At 35.4% G+C, this 22,350-nt stretch carries 16 protein-coding genes and 1 riboswitch; of the genes, 2 read left to right on the top strand and 14 right to left on the bottom strand.

The features are described from left to right. Positions 1-111: 111 nt before the first annotated feature. From Q0A18_RS04515 to folE, 5 genes are all read right to left on the bottom strand, one after another. Complete coding sequence (locus Q0A18_RS04515) at positions 112-2,760, bottom strand: 4-alpha-glucanotransferase (protein WP_292008980.1); 2,649 nt, start codon at positions 2,758-2,760, stop codon at positions 112-114. 121 nt (positions 2,761-2,881) lie between these two features. Then, a complete protein-coding gene (locus Q0A18_RS04520; protein ID WP_292008981.1) occupies positions 2,882-4,045 on the bottom strand; it encodes a T9SS C-terminal target domain-containing protein in 1,164 nt (387 codons plus the stop codon). A gap of 120 nt (positions 4,046-4,165) precedes the next feature. Then, the gene (gene cysS / locus Q0A18_RS04525) at positions 4,166-5,632 is read right to left on the bottom strand and encodes a cysteine--tRNA ligase (RefSeq protein WP_292008982.1); all 1,467 of its coding nucleotides are present in this window, start codon (positions 5,630-5,632) and stop codon (positions 4,166-4,168) included. Positions 5,633-5,746: 114 nt separating this feature from the next. Next, entirely contained in the window at positions 5,747-6,178 is a 432-nt protein-coding gene (locus tag Q0A18_RS04530; RefSeq protein WP_292008983.1) for a DinB family protein, read from the bottom strand. Between the two features lie 12 nt (positions 6,179-6,190). Next, entirely contained in the window at positions 6,191-6,856 is a 666-nt protein-coding gene (gene folE / locus Q0A18_RS04535) for a GTP cyclohydrolase I FolE (RefSeq protein WP_292008984.1), read from the bottom strand. A gap of 99 nt (positions 6,857-6,955) precedes the next feature. Between folE and Q0A18_RS04540 the strand changes: the two genes are divergently transcribed. Next, positions 6,956-8,113, top strand: coding sequence for a hypothetical protein (locus Q0A18_RS04540; protein WP_292008985.1), 1,158 nt, complete (start codon positions 6,956-6,958; stop codon positions 8,111-8,113). 91 nt (positions 8,114-8,204) lie between these two features. Here Q0A18_RS04540 and metF read toward each other — a convergent pair whose 3' ends face one another. The 7 genes from metF to Q0A18_RS04575 all read right to left on the bottom strand — a co-directional run bounded on the left by metF (position 8,205) and on the right by Q0A18_RS04575 (position 17,861). After that, a complete protein-coding gene (gene metF, locus Q0A18_RS04545) occupies positions 8,205-9,164 on the bottom strand; it encodes a methylenetetrahydrofolate reductase [NAD(P)H] (RefSeq protein WP_292008986.1) in 960 nt (319 codons plus the stop codon). 7 nt (positions 9,165-9,171) lie between these two features. Then, complete coding sequence (gene metH, locus Q0A18_RS04550) at positions 9,172-11,832, bottom strand: methionine synthase (RefSeq protein ID WP_292008987.1); 2,661 nt, start codon at positions 11,830-11,832, stop codon at positions 9,172-9,174. Between the two features lie 6 nt (positions 11,833-11,838). Further along, a complete protein-coding gene (locus tag Q0A18_RS04555; protein ID WP_292008988.1) occupies positions 11,839-12,930 on the bottom strand; it encodes a fatty acid desaturase in 1,092 nt (363 codons plus the stop codon). 90 nt (positions 12,931-13,020) lie between these two features. Further along, positions 13,021-14,031, bottom strand: coding sequence for a homocysteine S-methyltransferase family protein (locus tag Q0A18_RS04560; protein ID WP_292008989.1), 1,011 nt, complete (start codon positions 14,029-14,031; stop codon positions 13,021-13,023). A gap of 62 nt (positions 14,032-14,093) precedes the next feature. Beyond that, on the bottom strand, positions 14,094-15,254 hold the full coding sequence (locus Q0A18_RS04565; protein WP_292008990.1) for an O-succinylhomoserine sulfhydrylase: 1,161 nt from the start codon (positions 15,252-15,254) through the stop codon (positions 14,094-14,096). A 127-nt stretch (positions 15,255-15,381) separates the two neighbouring features. Beyond that, positions 15,382-16,920, bottom strand: coding sequence for a homoserine dehydrogenase (locus Q0A18_RS04570; protein WP_292008991.1), 1,539 nt, complete (start codon positions 16,918-16,920; stop codon positions 15,382-15,384). Positions 16,921-16,922: 2 nt separating this feature from the next. Beyond that, on the bottom strand, positions 16,923-17,861 hold the full coding sequence (locus Q0A18_RS04575) for an alpha/beta fold hydrolase (RefSeq protein ID WP_292008992.1): 939 nt from the start codon (positions 17,859-17,861) through the stop codon (positions 16,923-16,925). 61 nt (positions 17,862-17,922) lie between these two features. After that, a riboswitch (SAM riboswitch) is annotated at positions 17,923-18,029 on the bottom strand. 183 nt (positions 18,030-18,212) lie between these two features. Here Q0A18_RS04575 and Q0A18_RS04580 point away from each other — a divergent pair. Next, positions 18,213-20,828 (top strand): glucosidase, encoded by a 2,616-nt coding sequence (locus Q0A18_RS04580; RefSeq protein ID WP_292008993.1) that lies wholly within the window; start codon positions 18,213-18,215, stop codon positions 20,826-20,828. Positions 20,829-20,894: 66 nt separating this feature from the next. Here Q0A18_RS04580 and Q0A18_RS04585 read toward each other — a convergent pair whose 3' ends face one another. Both Q0A18_RS04585 and Q0A18_RS04590 read right to left on the bottom strand, forming a co-directional pair. After that, complete coding sequence (locus tag Q0A18_RS04585; protein ID WP_292008994.1) at positions 20,895-21,314, bottom strand: OsmC family protein; 420 nt, start codon at positions 21,312-21,314, stop codon at positions 20,895-20,897. A 78-nt stretch (positions 21,315-21,392) separates the two neighbouring features. Next, entirely contained in the window at positions 21,393-22,331 is a 939-nt protein-coding gene (locus tag Q0A18_RS04590) for a proline dehydrogenase family protein (RefSeq protein ID WP_292008995.1), read from the bottom strand. Between the last annotated feature and the right edge of the window lie 19 nt (positions 22,332-22,350).

Raw genomic sequence — 22,350 nt, forward strand, 5'->3', positions numbered from 1 at the left:
TGAATATCTCTATTCTATTTACTTTGATGGAAATAAAAAAAAGAAGTTAAATCATTTGATCAAACTTCTTTTAATTTATCAATAAATAACTGATAATCAATTATTAAATTATTAAAACCTACCACTATCTTTTATCCAGTAAGCTATTTTTTCATTAAAGGATTTTTTATCTTTAAGATCCTCCAGATTCAAATGCATTCGATATCTCCAATAATGTGGAAAAACTGCAGGATTATTAATTCTTTCATTATCCATATTAACATTGGTAAGTTCCTTATCTGTAGCCAAAAATTCCTGTAATGGGAATATAGCAAGCATAGCATCATTATAAAGATGCTGTTTCATAATGATTTCAGCCAAATGAGCATCTAGTTCCTGAGGAGCCATTCCGTACTGAACTAGCTGCTGATTAAAATATTTCTGAGTTAAAGCAGGATATTCTTTCCACCATTGTCTTAAGGTAGAGCTGTCATGAGAAGATGCTGTAACCACATTCATATAATTGGCATTTTTAGGATCATAGAAAGGGATATTCTCAGAAGGCATACGCTGTACTTTTAAAGCAATAATAGCCAATTCATCCATTACAACAGGTACACATGCCGGAACCAAGCCTAAATCCTCCCCACAAATAAGCATTTGTGTTGCATTTAATATCATTGGAAGCTTTTCCATAGCCTGCTCATACCAAAGATAATCCTGCCTTCTGAAAAAGTAATCATGATACAGTTCATAAATTGCTTTCTGTTCCCATTCCGTTAAGTATCGGAAAGAATCAGTCCCTGCAACGTTGAATCTGGGATGATAAACAATTTCTCCGTTTCTTTCTTCTGTTAAGAAAAGGACATTCGCACACAAAGAAATTAATTTTTCTTTCAGCTCTTCATTACTATTAACTTTAAAATAATCCGACAACTTTCTTTGGGTATCAAACTCTTCTTTAAAAGAGTAAGTCCCATCCGTATGATCATTCAGAAAGTGAAGAGCTTCATTCTTATCTTCACCAAAATAGTTCCAGAGAATCTCATCGTTGATAAAGGGTTTACAATATCTGTCAAAATTAAAAGGAATATTCCATGCTTTGAATTCATCAGTAACGATAGGTACAGCCGGATAAAAATATCCTAAAATTCCCTGAGTAGCAGAAATAGGCATTCTCCATATTCTAAAGAATCCTAAAATATGATCGATTCTCATCGCATCAAAATACTGCTCCAATGCTTTGAATCTGTTCTTCCACCATTTATATCCTTCAGCCTTCATGGCTTCCCAGTTATAAGTTGGAAATTCCCAGTTTTGTCCTAATTCCGTAAACTGATCAGGTGGTGCTCCTGCCTGGAAATCCATTCCAAACAATTCAGGCTCTGTCCAGGCCTCCACAGAATAACGGTAAATCCCTATCGGTAAATCCCCTTTAACAGAAACCCCAAGACTATGCACATAATCAATAGCTTCTTTTAATTGTTTATGTAATTGGAACTGTACCCATGCATGAAGCATAGAGTCATCATATTCTTTATTACCTACAGAGAAAAAAGGGGATATTTTCCCTGCTATATATTTCTTATGCGTTTTCCAATCATTAAAGTTTGGAGTTTTATATTTATCTCTTAAAACACAAAAAGCAGAGTAAGGAATTAGCCAATCTTCATTATCTTTTATGAATTTCTTAAAGCTCCTGTCTTTATAAATTTTATCTTTTTCGGCATTAAAAACAGCTTTTAAATAGTTCCATTTTCCTGAGATCATTTTTTCATAATCTATCAGTTCAAGGGCATTCAATGCTTTTTTATCCGCTTGATATTTTTCCTGAACCTCAGCAGGTAAAGGAAAATCTAAACTTTCTAAAGAAATATATTGTGGGTGTAATGCATACACAGACACGGCAGCGTAAGGATAAGAATCTGTCCAGCTATAATTAGCCGTCGTATCATTAATAGGAAGCACCTGGATAATTCCCAGATTGGTTACTTTTGCCCAATCCGCCAATTTTTTTATATCGGAAAATTCTCCCACTCCAAAGCCATCTTCACTTCTTAATGAAAAAACAGGGACAGCTACTCCTGCTGCATGGTACATCTGATAGGCTTTAAATCTAAAATAATGATTAGAAACAATCTGTAAGATATCATCTTGAAGATTCGGAATCGTCGTTCTGTTTTCTCCGGTTTCAACATCTATAATTCTGCCTTCTTTTTTATCATAAATACAATATTTGTATTCCACTGACTGTTCTTCCGGAATTTCAACTGAGGTTTCCCAGATTCCAAAATCGGTCTGGGCTAAATGAAGTGCTTTATCATAATCCCATTTACCTAAAGACTCTGTATTTCCAAAGAGCACGATATGCCAGTCAGGATTATAAATGGGTGCTTCTATTCTAAACAGATGGGTATGTTTTTTTAGAACTGTAAACTTATCGGGACTAAACTGATTAAGTTTATTATGAAATACTTTATTATTAAGATAATTCTCCGGGAAATTTTTATTATTCCACTCATCAAAAATCAAAAATTCCTTATAATTATGCGGAAAATTCAGATGATGCTGGACAAATTCTTCCCGAACTAAATTTCCTTTTTCATCTATCAATTGATACTGATAGGAAATTGATTTGGAAAAATAGTCTACTTCACATTTCCACCATCCATTTTCTGTATAATACATAGTATGGACCTGAGGTGTGGCTCCTTCATTGATCAGCAACTGCAAGTTCTCCCCGACTTTTGCGATGTAGCCTATATTAAAGTATAACTTCATTACAATTTTTTATAAAAGTACATTTAAATCTCGAAAAATAAAACTTCTTGAATATCAAATATTCATTAAAAAACCTCCTCAAATACTTGAAAAGGTCGTATTATATCACAAATTTAACAGATTATTCTGTTACCAGTATTTTCTTATTCAACAATATTCTGCCAGCTTCATCGGAAATATTTAAAAAATAGCTGTCAGCTTTAACATTTTTCAAATATACAGGCTCATCCAGATAACCGTCTTTAACAAATAAAGTCTGGCTTAAAACATTCCTGCCTACGCTATCAAGCATATTAACTTTTATATTTCCTTTTACCGTTCTATCATTTACCTTCACTGTAATAAAACCTTCCACTACTCTGGTAGGATATACATCAATATTAGAAAGGGTATTCAGTCCGTCCTGAAAATTCACATAATATTTGCTGGCCAGATCATACACCGGAAGCTTTAAACTTCCCTGAAGTTTCATGGCCTGAAGGGTTTCTAAATTTATTTCATAGAGTACACCTCCTTTTTCACTTCCTATAATTACTTTCCCATCGAAGTTTACTGCGGCACCATTGATCGGATAGTTATTGGGCAGTCCGGTAATTTTGCCGACAAATACAGCTCTTAATTCCGGGGTTATGATTTTAAAAACATTTCCCGAAGCTGAAAAAACGTAGAAATTATTTTCTGTATCACCTACCATATCACCACCAAACCCCGTTTTTATATTGGTAAATGAATTAATCCCATTATTGATATCATCTTTAACAGATCCCAGATTATTAGCAATATATAGGTTATTTACTTTCGTAATCTGAATAAACTGGTTTCCTGCATTACTCAGAGCGTATATATTTCCATCATAACCAGAAGACATTCTCGTCATCTGCGAATTAACATCAGATTCTGTGACATTGATGGCATTGTTCTCCACCAGCACAATTTCTTTTGTCTGCGGATTCAAGATATAAATATTTGATGATAATAAGGGTATATACACCAAGGTATTATCAAGGGAATTATAACCTAATGTAGCGATAATGTGAGCCTGGGCATTATTAGAAGTATTTTTATCTTCTGTAACAACACCTCTCCTGTTTTGAGAAAAGACTTTAGCCTCTGAATCAGCACCAAATATACTTTGCCCCTGCATCCCGTTTCCCATATCAAGGCTTCTGAAATCATTAAAAGCTATTTTAGAGGAATCTTTCCCGGTAATTGCAAAAAAATCCTGCTGTGCCTGAGCAGTAATATTCAATAACAGTAGAAAAACAGGTAGTAATCTTTTTTTCATATACAAGGTTTTATCAGCACTAAGTTACATAATTTCAAATTGTGTATAAAAAATATCTCGCAAACTGAGATGATACTATTTGTTCAATTTGCGAGAATATATAATTTGTTAATTTCTTATTTAGTTCAGGACATAAGATGTTCCGTCTCTGCCATCTTTCAGCTCAATCCCTTCTGCTAAAAGCCTGTCTCTGATTTGGTCGGAAAGTTCAAAATTTTTGGCTTTTCTGGCTTGGTTTCGCAATTCAATTAAAACCTGCAAAGTCTGGTCTAACTTTTCATTATTATTTTCTTCGATCGCCTGTAATCCAAGCACATCAAAAATAAAGGCCTTAAGTATTTCTTTCAGTTCCTCTAAATCTTTTGTAGAAATTGTTTCTTTTCCATCATTCAAAGCAAAAATATATTTTACCACTTCAAATAAATGAGCAATAAGAATCGGGGAATTAAAATCGTCTGTTAATGCTTCATAGCATTTATTTTTCCAATCCTGAAGATTAAATCCTGATTCCTTAACCTCATCGGGTGTAATAGAATTAAGAAGTTTATAGGCCTCCATTAATCTTAAATACCCTTTTTCACTGGCTACCATTGCATCATTGGAAATATCCAATACGCTTCGGTAATGAGCCTGTAAAAAGCAGAAACGTACTATCGTGGGATGAAAAGGTTTTTCAAAGAAATTATTGTCTCCAGAAACCAATTGCATAGGCAGGATATAATTTCCTGTAGATTTACTCATACGCTGCCCGTTCATGGTAAGCATATTGGCATGCATCCAGTAATTTACCGGACTTGTATCATTGCAGGCTTTTCCCTGTGCTATTTCACATTCATGATGTGGAAATTTAAGATCCATTCCTCCTCCGTGGATATCAAAGTTCTCTCCCAGATATTTTGTACTCATTGCAGTACATTCGAGGTGCCATCCAGGAAATCCTTCTCCCCAAGGAGAGTTCCATCGCATGATATGAGCAGGAGATGCTTTTTTCCATAAAGCAAAATCCTGAGGATTCTTCTTTTCACCCTGACCATCAAGATCTCTGGTATTAGCGAACAATTCTTCGATATTTCTTTTGGAAAGTTCTCCGTAGTTCATTCCTCTTTTATTATATTCAATTACATCAAAGTAAACGGAACCATTACTTTCATAAGCAAATCCCTTCTCTATCAGCTTTTGAGTCAGCTCAATCTGCTCTACAATATGTCCTGTTGCCGTAGGCTCTATATTAGGAGGTAATAAATTAAACATTTCAAGTACCTTATGAAAATCAACCGTATATTTCTGTACGATTTCCATGGGTTCTAATTTTTCAAGACGGGTCTGCTTGACGAACCTGTCATTTTCCACATTCCCATCATCCGTAAGGTGTCCTGCATCCGTAATATTTCTTACATATCTCACCTTATATCCTAAATGTATCAGTGTTCTGTAGATAAAGTCGAAGGAAAGGAATGTTCTCACATTTCCTAAATGCACATTACTGTAAACTGTAGGTCCACAAACATACATCCCTATATTTCCTTCTAAAATAGGTTTAAATATTTCTTTTTCTGCTGTAAGCGAGTTATATATTTTTAACTGCATTATGTTCTTTTTAATTTTTAAAATTTAATTGAGTTCGGTCCATAGGATATTAGCAACAACAGACAATTGTCACTAAAAATATTTTGTCTGAAACTTTTTTAAATTTTATCATAATCAAATAGCTTTTAGATGATAATTCATATGATCTACATAATCACTGATGAGGAATTCCAGCGTAAAAACTTGTGGTTTCCCTTTCGTAGTATCACAAATACGGGTTAAAGCTTCATCAGGTATATTTTCAACGGTATGTACAATCTGAAGGTTTAAAACTTTCCATAAACTGATCACCTCAGCCGTAGGAATATTCTGATAGTTTTGAGCTTTTACCCAAAAATCCTGGTCATAAATGATATTTTCATTTTCTTTATATTGGGTAACTACAAATCGTCTGATATTAGTCAAAGCACTATCACACAGATGTCCCAAAACTTCTTTTTTAGACCATTTTTCGGGTTGAGGTTTATATGACCAATCCTCTTCAGAGATTTTTTCAAATCTTTGAAGTTCACTTTCTATTATATTTTTGAGAATCTGATAGTTCATTATAGATTTAATTTAATCAAATTTAGCATGACTTCCTACGTAATGCAGGAATTCCTGTCTTGTAATAGGGTTTGTTCTAAAAATACCACTTAGTTCCGCTGTAATGGTAGAACTTGCCGTATCTTTTATTCCTCTGCAATTTACACACAAATGTTTGGCATCTATAATACACGCTACATTTTTAGTTCCTAATGCTTCTTTAAGAGCTTCCACTATCTGCATGGTCAGCCTTTCCTGAACCTGTGGCCTTTTAGCGTAATAGTCTACAATTCTATTAATTTTAGAGAGCCCTATTACTTCTCCATTGGAAATATAAGCAACATGAGCTTTTCCAATAATAGGTAAAAAATGGTGCTCGCAGAAAGAATAAACTGTAATATCCTTTTCCACTAACATTTGTCTATATTTATATTTATTGGAGAAAGTAGAAATTCCCGGTTTATTTTCGGGAAGAAGTCCTCCAAAAATTTCATTCACATACATTTTAGCAACACGCTTCGGAGAATCCTTAAGGGAATCGTCAGTCATATCTAATCCCAATGTTTCCATAATTTCTCCGAAAAGCTGAGTAATTTTTTCTACTTTTTCCTGTGGCGATTTATCAAAAGCATCCTTCCTTATAGGTGTATGCTCTTTCCCTGTAAAAATATCATCGTCGTTATCAGTAAAATCAACCATTTCCATTTATTTTGGGACAAAAATACGGATAATATTTCTTCATTATATTTTAAATTCGCCTAAAAAATATTACCTTCCCATTCTATTTGTATATTAACCATGATTTTTGTTGAAGAAGTACAAAATGAAAAGCAGAAAAAAGAATTTTTAGAATTTCCGGTAAGGCTTTACCAGCATGATAAAAATTATATCCGACCCCTTAATCACGAAATTGAAATTTTTTTCGACCCTACTAAAAATAAATTTTTTAAAAGCGGGGAATGTAAAAGATTTTTGTTTCTGAACAAGGACCATGAAACTGTAGGTAAAGTAGCCGTTTTCATTAATACACTTTACGAACAAGACCAACCCACAGGAGGGATTGGCTTTTTCGACTGTATCAATGATCAACAAACTGCCGACTTTATATTTGATTATTGCAAGGAATGGCTGCGAGAAAGAGGAATGGAGGCGATGGACGGCCCTATTAACTTTGGGGAACGGGATAAGTTTTGGGGATTACTCACCGAGGGCTATATGGAACCTTTATACGGCATGAATTATAATTTCCCTTACTATAAAGAACTTCTTGAAAATTACGGTTTCCGTATTTATTATGAGCAGCTTTGTTTCTCACGACCCATTTTTGCTGAGGTTTCTAGAGTATTCACCCTTATGCACGCTAAACATTCACGAAACCCTGCCATTTCTGCAAAACCTTTAAAAAAAAATAATCTGGAAAAGTTTGCAGCAGATTTCGTTGAAATCTATAATCAGGCCTGGGCATCTCATGGTGGTGGAAAGCAGATGGAAAAAGCGAAAGCCATAAGGATATTCAAAACAATGAAACCTATCATCAATGAACATATTTCATGGTTTGTCTATGAGAACGAAAGGCCGATTGCCATGTGGATAAACATTCCGGATCTGAACCAATGGTTTAAATATCTGAATGGAAAATTCGGATTCCTTCAAAAACTGAAATTCTTGTGGTATAAAAGTTTTAAGAAAAATGAAAAGATGGTGGGTTTAGTATTTGGAGTAATTCCCGCATGGCAGAAGAAAGGTATCGAAGGCTATATGATCTGGGAAGGCACCCAACATCTTAGAAAAAACACAGATTTTACTGTTACAGAACTGCAATGGATCGGCGATTTCAATCCTAAAATGATCAAAATTGCAGAAACTCTGGATACAACTGTTACAAGACGATTAGCTACTTACAGGTATTTATTTGACAGAAATAAAGAGTTTGAAAGGCATCCAATAGTAGACTAGATTTATTTTCGATTCCGATTACATTATTATTTCATTATTCTAAAATCGAAATAAAAAAGGCTGCTCATTAAGCAGCCTAGTTAAATGTATATCAAAATAGCTCACTAGCTACTTTTTTAATGTTATCACTTTTTCCCATTGAATAGAAGTGCAGTACAGGTACTCCAAAATCAAGAAGCTCTTTACACTGGTTAATTGCCCATTCTATACCGATCTGTTTAACCGCTTCATTATTTTTAGCACTTTCCACTGCTGTGATCAAATCTTCGGGAAGATCTATCTTAAATACCTGAGGTAATATTTTTAAATGTTTTTTAGTTGCAATAGGCTTAATTCCCGGAATAATAGGAATGTTAATTCCCATTTCACGGACCTTCTTTACGAACTCTATGTATTTTTTATTATCAAAAAACATTTGAGTTACGATATAATCTGCTCCGGCATCTACTTTTTGCTTCAGCCATTTCAAATCATAATTCATGGAAGGGGCTTCAATATGCTTTTCAGGATATCCGGCAACTCCTATGCAGAATTTATTGAATTCATCACACACCTGGTCTTCATCATGAAGGTATTTCCCTCTTCCCAGATCATTGATCTGATGTACAAGATCCATCGCACTTTCATGTCCTCCAGGCGTTGGCTCAAAATACTGATGCCCTTTCATAGCATCTCCGCGAAGCGCCATCACATTCTCTATTCCCAGATACATACAATCTACCAGAAGATATTCTGTTTCTTCTTTTGTAAATCCTCCACAAAGTAAGTGAGGAACTGTATCCACATCATATTTATGCTGAATAGCTGCGCAAATCCCTAATGTTCCCGGGCGCATTCTGGTAGTTTTCCTCTCCATCAATCCGTTTCCTTTATCGATATAAATGTATTCTTCCCTAGAAGTGGTTACATCGATAAAAGGAGGTTTAAATTCCATCAATGGATCTATATTTTTATATAAATCTTCAATTCCAATCCCTTTTGTCGGAGGAATAACTTCCAGAGAAAAGAGCGTTTTTCCATTGGCATTCTTTATATGTTCAGTAATCTTCATATCTTTATTAATCTGCTAAATTAGGTGACAACCATTTTCTGGCTTCTTCTTCTGTAATTCCTTTTCTTATTGAGTAATCTTTCAACTGGTCTTCTGCTATTTTTCCCACTCCGAAATATTTGGCATTCGGATTTCCGAAATAATACCCGGAAACAGAGGCCGTAGGGAACATAGCCAGGCTTTCAGTAAGGAATACTCCTATATTTTCTTCTACTTTAAGAAGGTCCCAAATGGTGTGCTTTTCCAAGTGGTCGGGACATGCAGGATACCCTGGAGCGGGTCTTATTCCTTTATATTTTTCAGCGATAAGATCTTCATTATTAAGCTGCTCCTGATTCGCATATCCCCAATATTCGGTTCTCACTTTTTTATGCAAGAATTCCGCATAGGCTTCCGCTAATCTGTCTGCAATCGCTTTCACCATGATAGAATTATAATCGTCATTCGCTTTTTCATATTGGGAAGCCAGTTCATCGGTACCAAATCCTGTAGTTACGCAAAAGGCTCCTACATAATCAGTCTTTCCTGAACTTTGAGGTGCAATAAAATCACTTAAAGCGAGATATTCTTTCCCCTGTGACTTCTGAACCTGCTGTCTTAAAGTAATAAATTTATTTATCGGTTGATCATGATCATCAAGGATCAAAATATCATCTGTCTCATTGGAATTCGCTTTAAAAACTCCAAAAACAGCTTTCGCCGTAAGTAATTTTTCATCTATTATTTTCTTTAGAATTTTCTTTCCATCCTGATAAAGTTCTTTGGCTTGTTCACCCACAATCTCATCTTCCAGAATATTAGGAAACTTACCATGCAAATCCCAGCTTCTGAAGAAAGGTGACCAATCGATAAAAGGCTCCAAATCCTTTAAATCCTGATTTTGTACAACTTTTACTCCCAGGTTTTTAGGAACGAAAATATTTTCCTTTTCCCAATCTATTGTAAAATGCTTTTTCCTTGCCTCTCCTATAGAAACATATTCTTTTTCAACCTGCCTGTTAAGGAATTTTTCACGGAAATCGGAATATTCACTTTTAAGGTCTTCTACATATTCTTTATTTCTGTCTCCTAATAAAGAGCTTACGACATTTACCGCTCTTGATGCATCATTTACATGAACAACGGAATTTTTATATTTAGGGTCAATTTTTACTGCTGTATGGGCTTTGGATGTAGTTGCCCCTCCTATTAATAACGGAAAATTGAGATTCTGCCTATCCAACTCAGCAGCGATATAAACCATTTCATCCAAGCTAGGAGTAATCAAACCACTCAATCCGATGACATCCACTTTTTCCTCAATAGCTGTCTGAATGATTTTTTCTGCAGGAACCATTACTCCGAGATCTACAATTTCATAGTTATTACATCCTAAAACGACACTTACAATATTCTTCCCGATATCGTGAACATCTCCTTTCACCGTAGCCATCAGAATCTTTCCGTTGGCCGGCTTGGACCCATCTTTTTCTGCTTCAATAAAAGGTTGCAGATATGCTACTGCTTTCTTCATTACCCTGGCTGATTTTACCACCTGAGGCAGGAACATTTTTCCACTTCCAAACAGGTCTCCAACCACTCCCATTCCTGTCATCAGGTTAATTTCAATAACATGCAGAGGCTTGTCAGCAAGTTTTCTCGCTTCTTCTACATCTTCTTCGATAAAACGGTCAATTCCTTTCACCAAAGCATGGGTAATACGATCCTGCAACGGATGGTTTCTCCATTCAAGATCCTCGACTTTCTCTTTCTTAACCGATTTATGTTTTTCGGAATAATCTAAAAGCCTCTCTGTAGCATCATCTCTTCTATCAAGAATAACATCCTCTACAAGTTCTAAAAGTTCTTTATTAATTTCATCATATACTTCAAGCATGGCCGGGTTTACAATCCCCATATTCATTCCGGCCTGAATCGCATAATAAAGAAAAACCGAGTGCATGGCTTCTCTTACTGTATCATTTCCACGGAATGAAAAGGATACATTACTGACTCCTCCGCTTACGGAAGCGTAAGGAAGATTTTGTCTTACCCATCTTGTAGCATCGATAAAATCCAGAGCATTTCTTCTATGTTCTTCCATTCCAGTTGCTACCGGGAAAATATTAAGATCGAAAATAATATCTTCAGGCGGAAATTTTAGCTTATTAACTAAAATATCATAGGATCTCTTTGAAATTTCGATCCTTCGATCCAGATTATCAGCCTGACCTTCTTCATCAAAAGCCATGACAATAACTGCTGCACCATATCTTTTGATTGCCTTTGCCTGTCTGATAAACTCTTCTTCACCTCCTTTCAGGCTGATAGAGTTCACAACACATTTTCCTTGTGCCACCTGTAAGCCCGCTTCCAGAATCTCCCACTTGGAAGAATCTATCATGATAGGAATTCTTGCAATATCCGGCTCTGATGCAATGAGATTAAGAAATTTGATCATAGATGCCTTTCCATCTATCAGACCATCATCAAAATTGACATCTAAAATCTGGGCACCACCCTCTACCTGATGCCTTGCTATATCTAACGCTTCTGCAAACTTCTCTTCTTTAATAAGTCTCAGAAACTTCTTTGAGCCAGCGACGTTTGTTCTTTCGCCAACATTGATAAAATTACTCTGAGGGGTTATAATAAGGGGTTCAAGACCCGATAATCTTAGGTATTTCATTAATATCTATTCTTCTAAAATATAATATGCATTGGTTGCATTTTGTTTCAGTAAATCCCGATGCTTGCCTAATGCTTTCAGCAAGGGGAATCTCTTATAAGTTAAACCGTTCTCTTCTGCAAATTTTTCTATCTCCTCTGTTATTTCATTATAGTAAACGTAACTATAATTAGGAAACAGATGATGAGCTACATGGAAATTAAAGTTTCCCAGTATATTTCTCACCAACCAGTTATTTTCTGCTAAATCATTAGTTACCTCCAATTGATGGCGAACCCAGGTAAAAGGCAAATTCTTTTCCTTATCCAGTTTCGGAAATGCATTATCCGGAAGAGGGTGAAGTGGTAACAAAACAAACAGGGCAAATACACTTGCTATGATGATTTGTAAAAACCAGGCTCCTAAAGCTAATCCTACCGATACTTTAAATAAAATAATTGGAAGTATGATCTGATATGTGAAATAAAACAACTTGTAGACTATCATTTTAATCTTTTCACCTACAGGAATAGCTCCCTGAGTTTTAATAATCGCCCTGTCTTTATCAAAAAAGTCACGGAAATCACGGATAAACATCCAATTAAAAAGATATAACGGATAAACAAAAAAGAAAAATTTGTGCTGGTACTTTTGTATTCCTTTTGCTTCTTCTCCGGGAACAATCAATATGAGTCCACTCTGCTCAATATCCGTATCCCACCCGTCTACGTTAGGGTAAGCATGATGACTCGAAATATGCCTTTTTTTCCAGATATAGGAATTAGCTCCTATAAAATCAAAAATATGTAAGATCAGCCAATTCATTTTCTTGCTTTTATAAATATTGTTGTGAGCAGCCTCATGAATGAGGTTCAGATAGATCAATACCAGAGTTACTCCCATCAATACAAAACTTGTAATATACACCCATGACTGATCTCCGTTAAACACAGCAATAAAATACAGCCCAAAGTAAACTACAGGTAAAAGGATTGCCTTAATCCGGATATAAATATCCCGGTTTTCTGGGATCGCTTCTATTCTCTCGTTTACTCTTTTTCTCAATTCGTTAAATAATTTAATCTCCTCGGGATTTTTAAGATAACTAGGTTTTTCCATGACTATTATTTTTTTTGGTGCGTGTAAATCAAGATATTATTTTACTAATCTTCTTTTTCACACTCAATTTAGTCAAAAAAAACTATTTTCTTATGAAAATTTTTCCAATTGTCTTGGTTTATAACCTTTTACAAGATCTGCGATCGCCTTAATATGATCGGGAGTTGTACCACAGCAACCTCCTATTATATTAATTAATTTTTTTTCTACATACTCTCTTATCTGTGCCGCCATATGCTCAGGAGTTTCATCATATTGTCCAAAAGCATTAGGTAATCCGGCATTCGGATAGGCGGATATATAAAACTCGGAATTATGTGCCAGGGTTTCCAGATAAGGTGTTAGCTGATTCGCCCCCAGAGCACAGTTAAATCCTACACTCAGCAAATTCAAATGGGATACTGAAATTAAAAATGCTTCTGCTGTCTGTCCGCTTAATGTTCTTCCTGAGGCATCTGTAATTGTACCTGAAACCATAATGGGAATTTCAACTCCTCTTTCATCCTGAATTTCATCGATAGCAAAAAGAGCTGCTTTTGCATTCAAAGTATCAAAAATGGTTTCTACCAACAGGATATCCGAACCACCATCTAACAAAGCTTCAGACTGCTGCTTATAGGCTGTTTTCAATTCATCAAAAGTAATCGCTCTATATCCGGGGTCATTAACATCCGGACTTAAACTTGCTGTTTTATTAGTAGGACCGATTGATCCTGCCACAAACCTTGGTTTATCAGGATTCTTTGCCGTAAACTCATCACAGGCTTTTCTTGCTATTTTTGCGGATTCATAGTTGAGTTCATACACCAGATCTTCCATATGATAATCTGCCATCGCAATAGTCGTTCCGGAAAATGTATTTGTTTCTATAATATCTGCTCCTGCTTCAAGGTATTTCTTATGAACTTCTTCTATGGCATGAGGCTGAGTCAAGGACAAAAGATCATTATTTCCCTTTACCAGATATGGATAATCTTTGAAACGTTCCCCGCGGTAATCTTCTTCTTCAAACTTATAACGCTGAAGCATGGTCCCCATAGCTCCGTCCAGAATTAAAATTCTTTCTGAAAGCGCTTTGTATAATTGTTTTGAATTTTTCATTGTCTACATTTCAGTCAAAATCCACTTACCTTATTTCAAGTAAATGGATTTAAATTTTTGAGTTAATCTAATGCCTGCTTTAAGTCTGCAATAATATCTTCCACATTCTCCAAACCTACCGAACAGCGTACCAGTCCAGCGGTAATTCCTACTTCATTTCGCTCTTCATCACTCAGCTTAGAATGCGTTGTAGATGCAGGATGCGTTACAATAGTTCTCGTATCTCCCAAATTGGCAGAAAGCGAACACATTTTTATTTTATCTAAAAACTTTCTTCCTCCTTCTATGCCTCCTTTTATTTCAAAGGCTACAATATTCCCTCCCAATTTCATCTGCTTCTTGGCAACTTCGTAATTAGGATGGGAAGGTAGGAATGGATATTTCACCAATTCCACATTAGGATGGGCTTCCAAAAACTCTGCTACTTTCAAAGCATTTTCACAATGCTTATCTACTCTGACAGCAAGTGTTTCCAAGCTTTTAGATAGTACCCATGCATTGAATGGAGACATTGCCGGCCCTGTATTTCTTGCAAAAAGATAAATTTCTCTTATCAGGTCTGCCTTCCCTACAGCTACACCACCTAATACTCTTCCCTGTCCGTCAATCAGTTTTGTAGCGGAATGGACGACAACATCGGCTCCGTATTTGATAGGCTGCTGAAGGTAAGGAGTTGCGAAACAATTATCTACAATAAAAAGCAGATTATGTTTTTTGGCAATTTTCCCTAAATATTCAAGGTCCAAAACTTCAATTGCGGGATTGGTAGGCGTTTCCAGATATAAAATCTTAGTATTAGCCTGAATATATTTTTCTACATTTTCTGCATCTTCCGCTTTGAAATAAGTGGTTTCAATATTCCATTTTGGGAAATACTTGGTAAATAAGGTATGGGTAGATCCAAAAACAGACTGACAACTTACAATATGATCTCCTGCATTTAATAAGGTAGCAAATGTGGAATAAATTGCTGCCATTCCTGTAGCAAAAGCATATCCAGCTTCTGCACCTTCCATTTTCACGATCTTATCCGTAAATTCGGTAACATTCGGATTGGAAAAACGGCTGTATAAATTCTTGGATTTTTCTTCTGCAAAACTTGCCCTCATATCTTCAGCATCCTGAAAAATAAAACTGGATGTAAGATATAATGGTGTGGAATGCTCATCAAACTGACTTCTCTCAGTCTGAGTTCTTATTGCAAATGTTTCAAAATTTTCCATATAGTTTTAATTTATATAATATAACAATGAAGCAGTTTAACAATGTAGCAATAAATGAGGTTTGGTCATCCGGAACGAAATGAAGAATCTCATTAGCAAAGTGTTACACTATTCCATTATTTATTTTTTATTTTGTTTCGCTTACTCTTAAAATATCTCCGAAAACACCTCTTGCCGTAACTTTTGCACCGGCACCGGCTCCCATTATTACAATCGGATTTTCACCATAGCTTTCAGTATAAATTTCAAAGATAGAATCGGAACCTTTCAACTGTCCTAAGGCTGAGCTTGCAGGAACAGAAACCAGTTTCACATCAAGTAAACCTTTCTCCTGTTGTAAATCTCCATGCAGATCTCCTACATAACGTAAAACATGATCCTTTTCCTGATGGTCTTTAATCTTCTGATATTCTTCATCCAGCTCTTCCAATCTTGAAATAAATTCGTTTTTATCCACAGCAAGAAGATGTTCAGGGATCAGATTCTGGATATTGATATCGGTGAATTCATTAATCAGATCCAGCTCTCTTGCTAAAATCAAGAGTTTACGGGCCACATCATTCCCTGACAGATCTTCACGCGGATCAGGTTCTGTAAATCCTTTTTCCATGGCCTCCCCGATTATCGTAGAGAATTTATCGTTTCTCACAGAGAAATTATTAAATATATAGCTCAAAGATCCGGAAAACACCCCTTTTATTCTTGTGATATTTTCCCCTGAGAGATGTAATAGTTTGATGGTGTCAATTAAGGGCAGACCTGCTCCTACATTGGTTTCATAAAGGTACCTTCTGTTATTTTTATTTAATGTGTATCTCAATTTTCTGTATTCTTCTATCGGAAGTGTATTAAAGATTTTATTGGAAGAAACCAGATCAAACCCATTTTCTGCCAATGCCTGATAATTCTTTACAAAATCTTTACTTGCCGTATTATCTACTACGATCAGGTTTTCCAATTGATTATCTTTAGAGAAACTAATCAACTCTTTAATATCTGACGGACTTTCCGCTCCCTGAATTTCATTCTTCCATCCTTCATCAAAACCTTTCTTATTGAATGCTATTTTTCTTGAATTGGCTACTGCTACTACTTTCAGATCAATCTTTTTACGTCTTTTAATCTCTTCTGCAGATTCAAGTACCTGATCAATTAGTGTTTTTCCTACATTCCCATGACCTATAATTGCCAGATGAACTGTTTTAGGTTTTTTGAAAATCTCAGATTCAATAATATTTCTGGTTTTTTCATCCTGTGAGGAAGTCACCACTATATTCACTCTTTTTTCGCTTGAATTCTGATTAAGAAGCAATGGAAAAACGTTGTTCCTTGCTAATTCAGCTAAGATTTTATTAAAGTCCTCTGCAACAAAACCTAGTACAGATACATTATTAATACTGTAAATCTGGGAAACTTTTCCTGATTTTCTTTCTTCTTCAAATTCATTAATCAGACAGTTCACTGCATTCTCGGAGTCATTTTCATGAACCAGAATTGAAATTCCATTTTCTATAGCCTGTTGTGAAATTACTCCCACACTGATTCTTGCTAAAGTAAGTGCTTTAAAAATTCTTCCATCAATACCGATTTCCCCCAGAAAATCTTCCCCTTCAAATTTTATAATTGATCTGTTTTTCAGAATCTTTATTTCGTTATGATTTTTCATCCCTATAAAATGTTTTTTATTATATTATTTAATTGTTCGTATTCCATTAAAAAAGCGTCATGCCCGTGGATAGATTGTATTTCCTGATAGAAAACATTCTTTTTCTTTTCTTTCAGTTTTTCAAAACAGGATTTGATTTCAGAAGGTGGAAAAAATAAATCCGTATCGACTGATATTAAATGAATTTCCGCTTCTATCCTGTCTAATAAATTTTCCTTCACATTAATATTCATCAGAAGATGGTTCATCAGTTTGTAGGATTGCAAGCTAAACCTTCCATTCAATGCATTTCCATGATAAACTAGCCAGTCTTCAGATTCCAGCCGTTTCTTTTCCTGATTATATTGATTCTGAAATCTCTGATTTAATGATTCAGGTGTTCTGTAGCAAAGCATCGCATGAATTCTCGCTTTCTGTAAAGGCTCATTATCACTATCCAATAAAAATTTCTGAACAAGGCACTGCGCATGAAGCCAGTCATGAGTACGGAAATCACAGGCAATTGGAATAAAGTATTGAGAAAGTGACGGACTCTTGGTCAACATTTCCCATCCAATTCCACCTCCTAAAGAACCCCCGATAATAGCATATAATTGGTTAATTTTAAGAATTTCAAGCCCCCTTAAAAAGATATCGGCTATATCCGAAGCTGTAAAATCCTCATATTGATCAATAAGAAACTGATCATATCCATTTCCAGGAATATTAAAGCATAAAACAGTATATGCATTAGTATCTATTACCTGCCCTTCTCCTATTAATTTTTTCCACCATCCCTTTTCTCCTGAAACATCAGAGTTTCCGGTTAAAGCATGATTAATTAAAATTATGGGTGCTGTAAACAATTCTGTCCCAAAAAGCTGATAGCTTAACGGGATATGATATTCCTTTCCGGAATTGGTCTGATAAGTAAAATTTATATGTAAAAGTTCTGTTTTCAATTCTATTACTATTTGATAATACAATTGAAAATGCCACAAGAAATGGCTGAAAAAATTCAGTAAGTTATCTGTCCAAATTACTTTGGTAGAACGTAGCACCTTCTTTACTTACGTAAAGGGTTGCTAAGGTTTCACAGGGTCTATTCCCTCAACCTTTCTGGATAACATTTTCAATATTTGAATGAACGATGGGACAAAGATACTTATTTTTCTCTTAAATGAAACAAAAAAAATATTTTATTCTGAAAAACCTTTGAATACGGCGACTTTACAAATCTTAAATATTCTTTAAATTGAAAAAATTGGAATTATTTTTCAAAAAAATTACCTTCGTGTTGAAAAATGTGGATTATGAATGCTGAAAAACAAAGATTACAAGATAAAAACTGGCAAAATTGGGGACCTTATGTAAGCAACCGCCAATGGGGGAATGTCCGGGAGGATTATAGCCCTAATGGCGACGCGTGGGAATTTACAGGACATGATAAGGCGGAAAGTTACACTTACCGATGGGGGGAAGAAGGTATTGCCGGAATTTCAGATACTAAACAACTTCTATGCTTTGCTCTTTCTTTCTGGAATAAGAAAGATAAAATGGTAAAGGAAAGATTTTTTGGTTTAAGCAATCACCAGGGAAACCATGGGGAAGACATCAAAGAAATATTCTATTATCTGGATAATACGCCTACTCACAGCTATATGAAGATGGTGTACAAATATCCTATTAATGAATTTCCTTATGAGCAGATCATCACTGAAAATGGCAGCCGCAGCAAAAAGGAGCCGGAATATGAATTAATAGATACCGGAATATTTAACAACAATGAATATTTTGATATTTTCATTGAATACTGCAAAGCCGGAATTAATGATATTCTCGTAAGGGTTACTATCCATAACAGAAGCAACACAGACGCTCCTATTGTAGTATCTCCTACCCTTTGGTACAGGAATAACTGGAAATGGGGTTATAATACTTACCGCCCGGAACTTACTCAGGGAGTGGACGGAGCTATTGATATTGTACATGAAAGTCTTCCTATAAAAAAACTGTACTCCCGGAATGCCGGCGTTAAGAGTATATTTTGTGATAATGAAACCAATACTCCTAAACTTTATGGGACTCCGATTATAGACAACTCTTTTTTTAAGGATGGGATTAATGAATACATCATTCAACAAAAAAATACAGTTAACCCAGAAAACAGAGGAACTAAAGCTTCTTTTTTAGCTGATGAAATTATTCCGGCGCTAGGGTCCAAAACATTTGAATTCAGATTATCTCCTGAAGAAACAGCAACCCCATTTGACGATTTTGATCAAATTTTCAATGAAAGAATCTCTGAATGTAATGAATACTACGATGATATACAGAATGATGTTAACAATGAGGATGAAAAAAATGTTCAGAGACAGGCTTTTGCAGGATTACTTTGGAATAAGCAATTCTATCACTATAATGTTGGAAAATGGCTGAAAGGGGATCCTAATTTTGAAGCGCCCAGAAATTTCGACGATTATGTAAGGAATACAGAATGGAATCATATGCACAACAAGGATATAATTTCCATGCCTGATAAATGGGAGTATCCATGGTATGCTACATGGGACCTTGCATTTCATTGCGTTCCTTTTGCCATTATTGATGCTGAATTTGCTAAAAACCAACTTCTTCTTTTAACAAAAGAATGGTATATGCATCCTAACGGCCAGCTTCCTGCTTATGAATGGAACCTCAGCGATGTTAATCCTCCGGTACATGCATGGTCATGTTTCAGAGTTTTTAAAATTGATGAAAAAACAAATGGAAAACCGGATTTGCTGTTTCTTGAAAAAGTTTTTCAAAAACTGCTTCTTAATTTCACATGGTGGGTAAACCGAAAAGATAAAAACGGAAAAAATATTTTCGGAGGCGGATTTTTAGGTCTGGATAATATCGGAGCTTTTGACCGTAATATGGAATTGAAAGACGGACAACATCTGGAACAAGCCGACGGAACCAGCTGGATGGCCATGTATGCCCTGAATATGATGCGAATCGCCATGGAGCTTGCCCAATATTATCAGGTTTACGAGGATATGGCCATTAAATTCTTTGAACATTATCTGTATATTGCTGAAGCCATGGAAAACATGGGAGATAAGCAGCAAGGTCTGTGGAATGAAGAGGATGGTTTCTTTTACGATGTATTACAACTGGGAAATGGTGAAAGTGTATCTTTAAGACTACGGTCAATCGTAGGGCTTATTCCCCTGTTTGCTGTAGAAATTATTGATCACGAGCTTCTCGAAAAGATGCCCAATTTTAAAGAAAGAATGGACTGGGTACTAAAGAACAAGCCTGAACTGACTAAACTGGTTTCCCATTGGGATGAAGAGGGAAGAGGAAGAAAACATTTAATGAGTATCCTGAGGAAAAACAGACTTAAAAAAGTTTTAAACAGAATGCTGGACGAAAAAGAATTTCTAAGCTCTTATGGAATCAGAGCAATGTCCAAAGTATATGAAGAGAATCCTTTTGTCTTTTCTGTTCACGGAAATGAAAATATGGTTTATTATACTCCTGCGGAAAGCGACAGCAGAATGTTTGGAGGAAACAGTAACTGGAGGGGGCCTATCTGGTTTCCTATCAATTTCCTAATTGTGGAAAGCTTACAAAGATTTCATTATTATTATGGAAACAGCCTAAAAGTAGAACTTCCTACAGGAAGCGGGGATAAAAGAAATCTTGATGAAGTAGCTTACAATATAAGCAACAGATTGTGTTCCATTTTCCTAAGAAATGAGGATGGCAAAAGAGCATTTAACGGAGAAAATGATAAGCTCAACTATGATGAACATTTCAGGGATTATATTACCTTTTTTGAATATTTCCATGGTGACAATGGGCGGGGTGTAGGAGCCTCCCATCAAACGGGATGGACAGCAACAGTTGCCAAACTTTTGAAACCAAGATTATCAATATAACAAGCTACTTGAAAAATAAGCGGGCGGACCTAAAGGTCCGCCCGCTTATTTTTCATTAGTCACTATCTATATTTTTTCTTCGTTCAGATAGACTTCATAATTGATCTGAACCTTAGGTTCCAATGTTTTAGATACAGAACAATATTTTTCAAAAGAAAGCTGAGCTGCTTTCAATGCTTTTTTAGGATCAATATCTCCTTCCAAAAAGAACTTTACCGTTATTGACTTGAATGGTTTAGCATCATCCACAGGTACTCTTTCTCCTTCTACTTCAGCTTTAAAACTTTTAATTTCCTGCCTTTGTTTTTTTAAGATAGAAACAACATCTATCCCACTACAGCCAGCTACAGCCATTAAAACACTTTCCATAGGGGAAACCCCTTTTGCTCCCGGCTGAGAGGTATTATCCAGTAAAATTGAATTCCCTTGTGAATTGGTACATTCAAATAAAAAGTCGTCATTTATTCTGTTGAGCGTGATTTTCATTGTAAGGATTTATATTTCAGTATTTTTCAATATCGTTATTCAAATATAAAAAAACTTTAAATATTAGAAATACCTATACTAAGACATAATATCCACAACAGCCTGAAACAGGTTATCAGGATTTTCTGCAATCCGGTTACACATATACAAATACCATTCATCACCGTAGACAATATATTGTCTGCATGAATAGTTTTCTTCATGAATTTTATTCAACAAATCTTCCCTAATTCCCAATAACATTTCAAATTCATACTGAGATGCCGGAACATCATATTGTTTAATTAATTCTTTTACCCTGCTTTGAATTTCATCATGATGAGTAGCAATAGAACATTTTCTGTTTTTATGAAAAAGAGTTTCCACATACTTAATATAAAGATCATCCAGATAGCCTCCTCTATCCACAGCATGCCCTGGAGGAACTGCAAAAGCACCTTTTACTATTCTTATTTTTCCCTGTGTTTCGTTTAGTATTCTTTCAAGATCTTCAGGAGTGCGGTTTAAATAAGCCTGAAGAGTAATGCCCACATTTGAATAGTCTGGGGAAATCTTACAGAAAGTATTGATGATATCATCCGTTCTTTCAATTCCTTCCGCACTGATTACAATTTCAATATTTTTTTCTTTTGCTGATTGGGCTAATGACAGCAGATTATTATACGCCATATCTTTATCTATAGCAAGCCCAATATGAGATAAATCCAGAGAAATAATAGAATTAACACGTTCTTCTTTTACCTTCCCAATCAAATCAAGGAAATGCTTTGTTACCGATTCTGACTCTTCAACTGAGCGAGTACTTTCCCCCATAAATTCTAAAGAAACAGGAATCCCTTTCCTATTAATTCTTTTGGCTGTAGCTATTGCCTCATCTCTATTCTCTCCTCCGATATATCTTTTAGCAGCTTTTAATAATAGCTTAAAAAGGTCAGGATTATTAAGCAGATATTCTTTTGCACCTTCATTTAAGGCTGCCACTTTTAATAGGGAGCCTGCTTTTTCTTTTAATTCCATTATATTATTTTTATTTTGT

The sequence above is a fragment of the Chryseobacterium sp. genome (assembly GCF_022712095.1).
Classification (GTDB): domain Bacteria; phylum Bacteroidota; class Bacteroidia; order Flavobacteriales; family Weeksellaceae; genus Chryseobacterium.

Coding starts and splice junctions, on each gene's coding strand:
- Q0A18_RS04515 (WP_292008980.1), bottom strand. CDS start 2,760: ATGAAGTTATACTTTAATATAGGCTACATCGCAAAAGTCGGGGAGAAC.
- Q0A18_RS04520 (WP_292008981.1), bottom strand. CDS start 4,045: ATGAAAAAAAGATTACTACCTGTTTTTCTACTGTTATTGAATATTACT.
- cysS (WP_292008982.1), bottom strand. CDS start 5,632: ATGCAGTTAAAAATATATAACTCGCTTACAGCAGAAAAAGAAATATTT.
- Q0A18_RS04530 (WP_292008983.1), bottom strand. CDS start 6,178: ATGAACTATCAGATTCTCAAAAATATAATAGAAAGTGAACTTCAAAGA.
- folE (WP_292008984.1), bottom strand. CDS start 6,856: ATGGTTGATTTTACTGATAACGACGATGATATTTTTACAGGGAAAGAG.
- Q0A18_RS04540 (WP_292008985.1), top strand. CDS start 6,956: ATGATTTTTGTTGAAGAAGTACAAAATGAAAAGCAGAAAAAAGAATTT.
- metF (WP_292008986.1), bottom strand. CDS start 9,164: ATGAAGATTACTGAACATATAAAGAATGCCAATGGAAAAACGCTCTTT.
- metH (WP_292008987.1), bottom strand. CDS start 11,832: ATGAAATACCTAAGATTATCGGGTCTTGAACCCCTTATTATAACCCCT.
- Q0A18_RS04555 (WP_292008988.1), bottom strand. CDS start 12,930: ATGGAAAAACCTAGTTATCTTAAAAATCCCGAGGAGATTAAATTATTT.
- Q0A18_RS04560 (WP_292008989.1), bottom strand. CDS start 14,031: ATGAAAAATTCAAAACAATTATACAAAGCGCTTTCAGAAAGAATTTTA.
- Q0A18_RS04565 (WP_292008990.1), bottom strand. CDS start 15,254: ATGGAAAATTTTGAAACATTTGCAATAAGAACTCAGACTGAGAGAAGT.
- Q0A18_RS04570 (WP_292008991.1), bottom strand. CDS start 16,920: ATGAAAAATCATAACGAAATAAAGATTCTGAAAAACAGATCAATTATA.
- Q0A18_RS04580 (WP_292008993.1), top strand. CDS start 18,213: ATGAATGCTGAAAAACAAAGATTACAAGATAAAAACTGGCAAAATTGG.
- Q0A18_RS04585 (WP_292008994.1), bottom strand. CDS start 21,314: ATGAAAATCACGCTCAACAGAATAAATGACGACTTTTTATTTGAATGT.
- Q0A18_RS04590 (WP_292008995.1), bottom strand. CDS start 22,331: ATGGAATTAAAAGAAAAAGCAGGCTCCCTATTAAAAGTGGCAGCCTTA.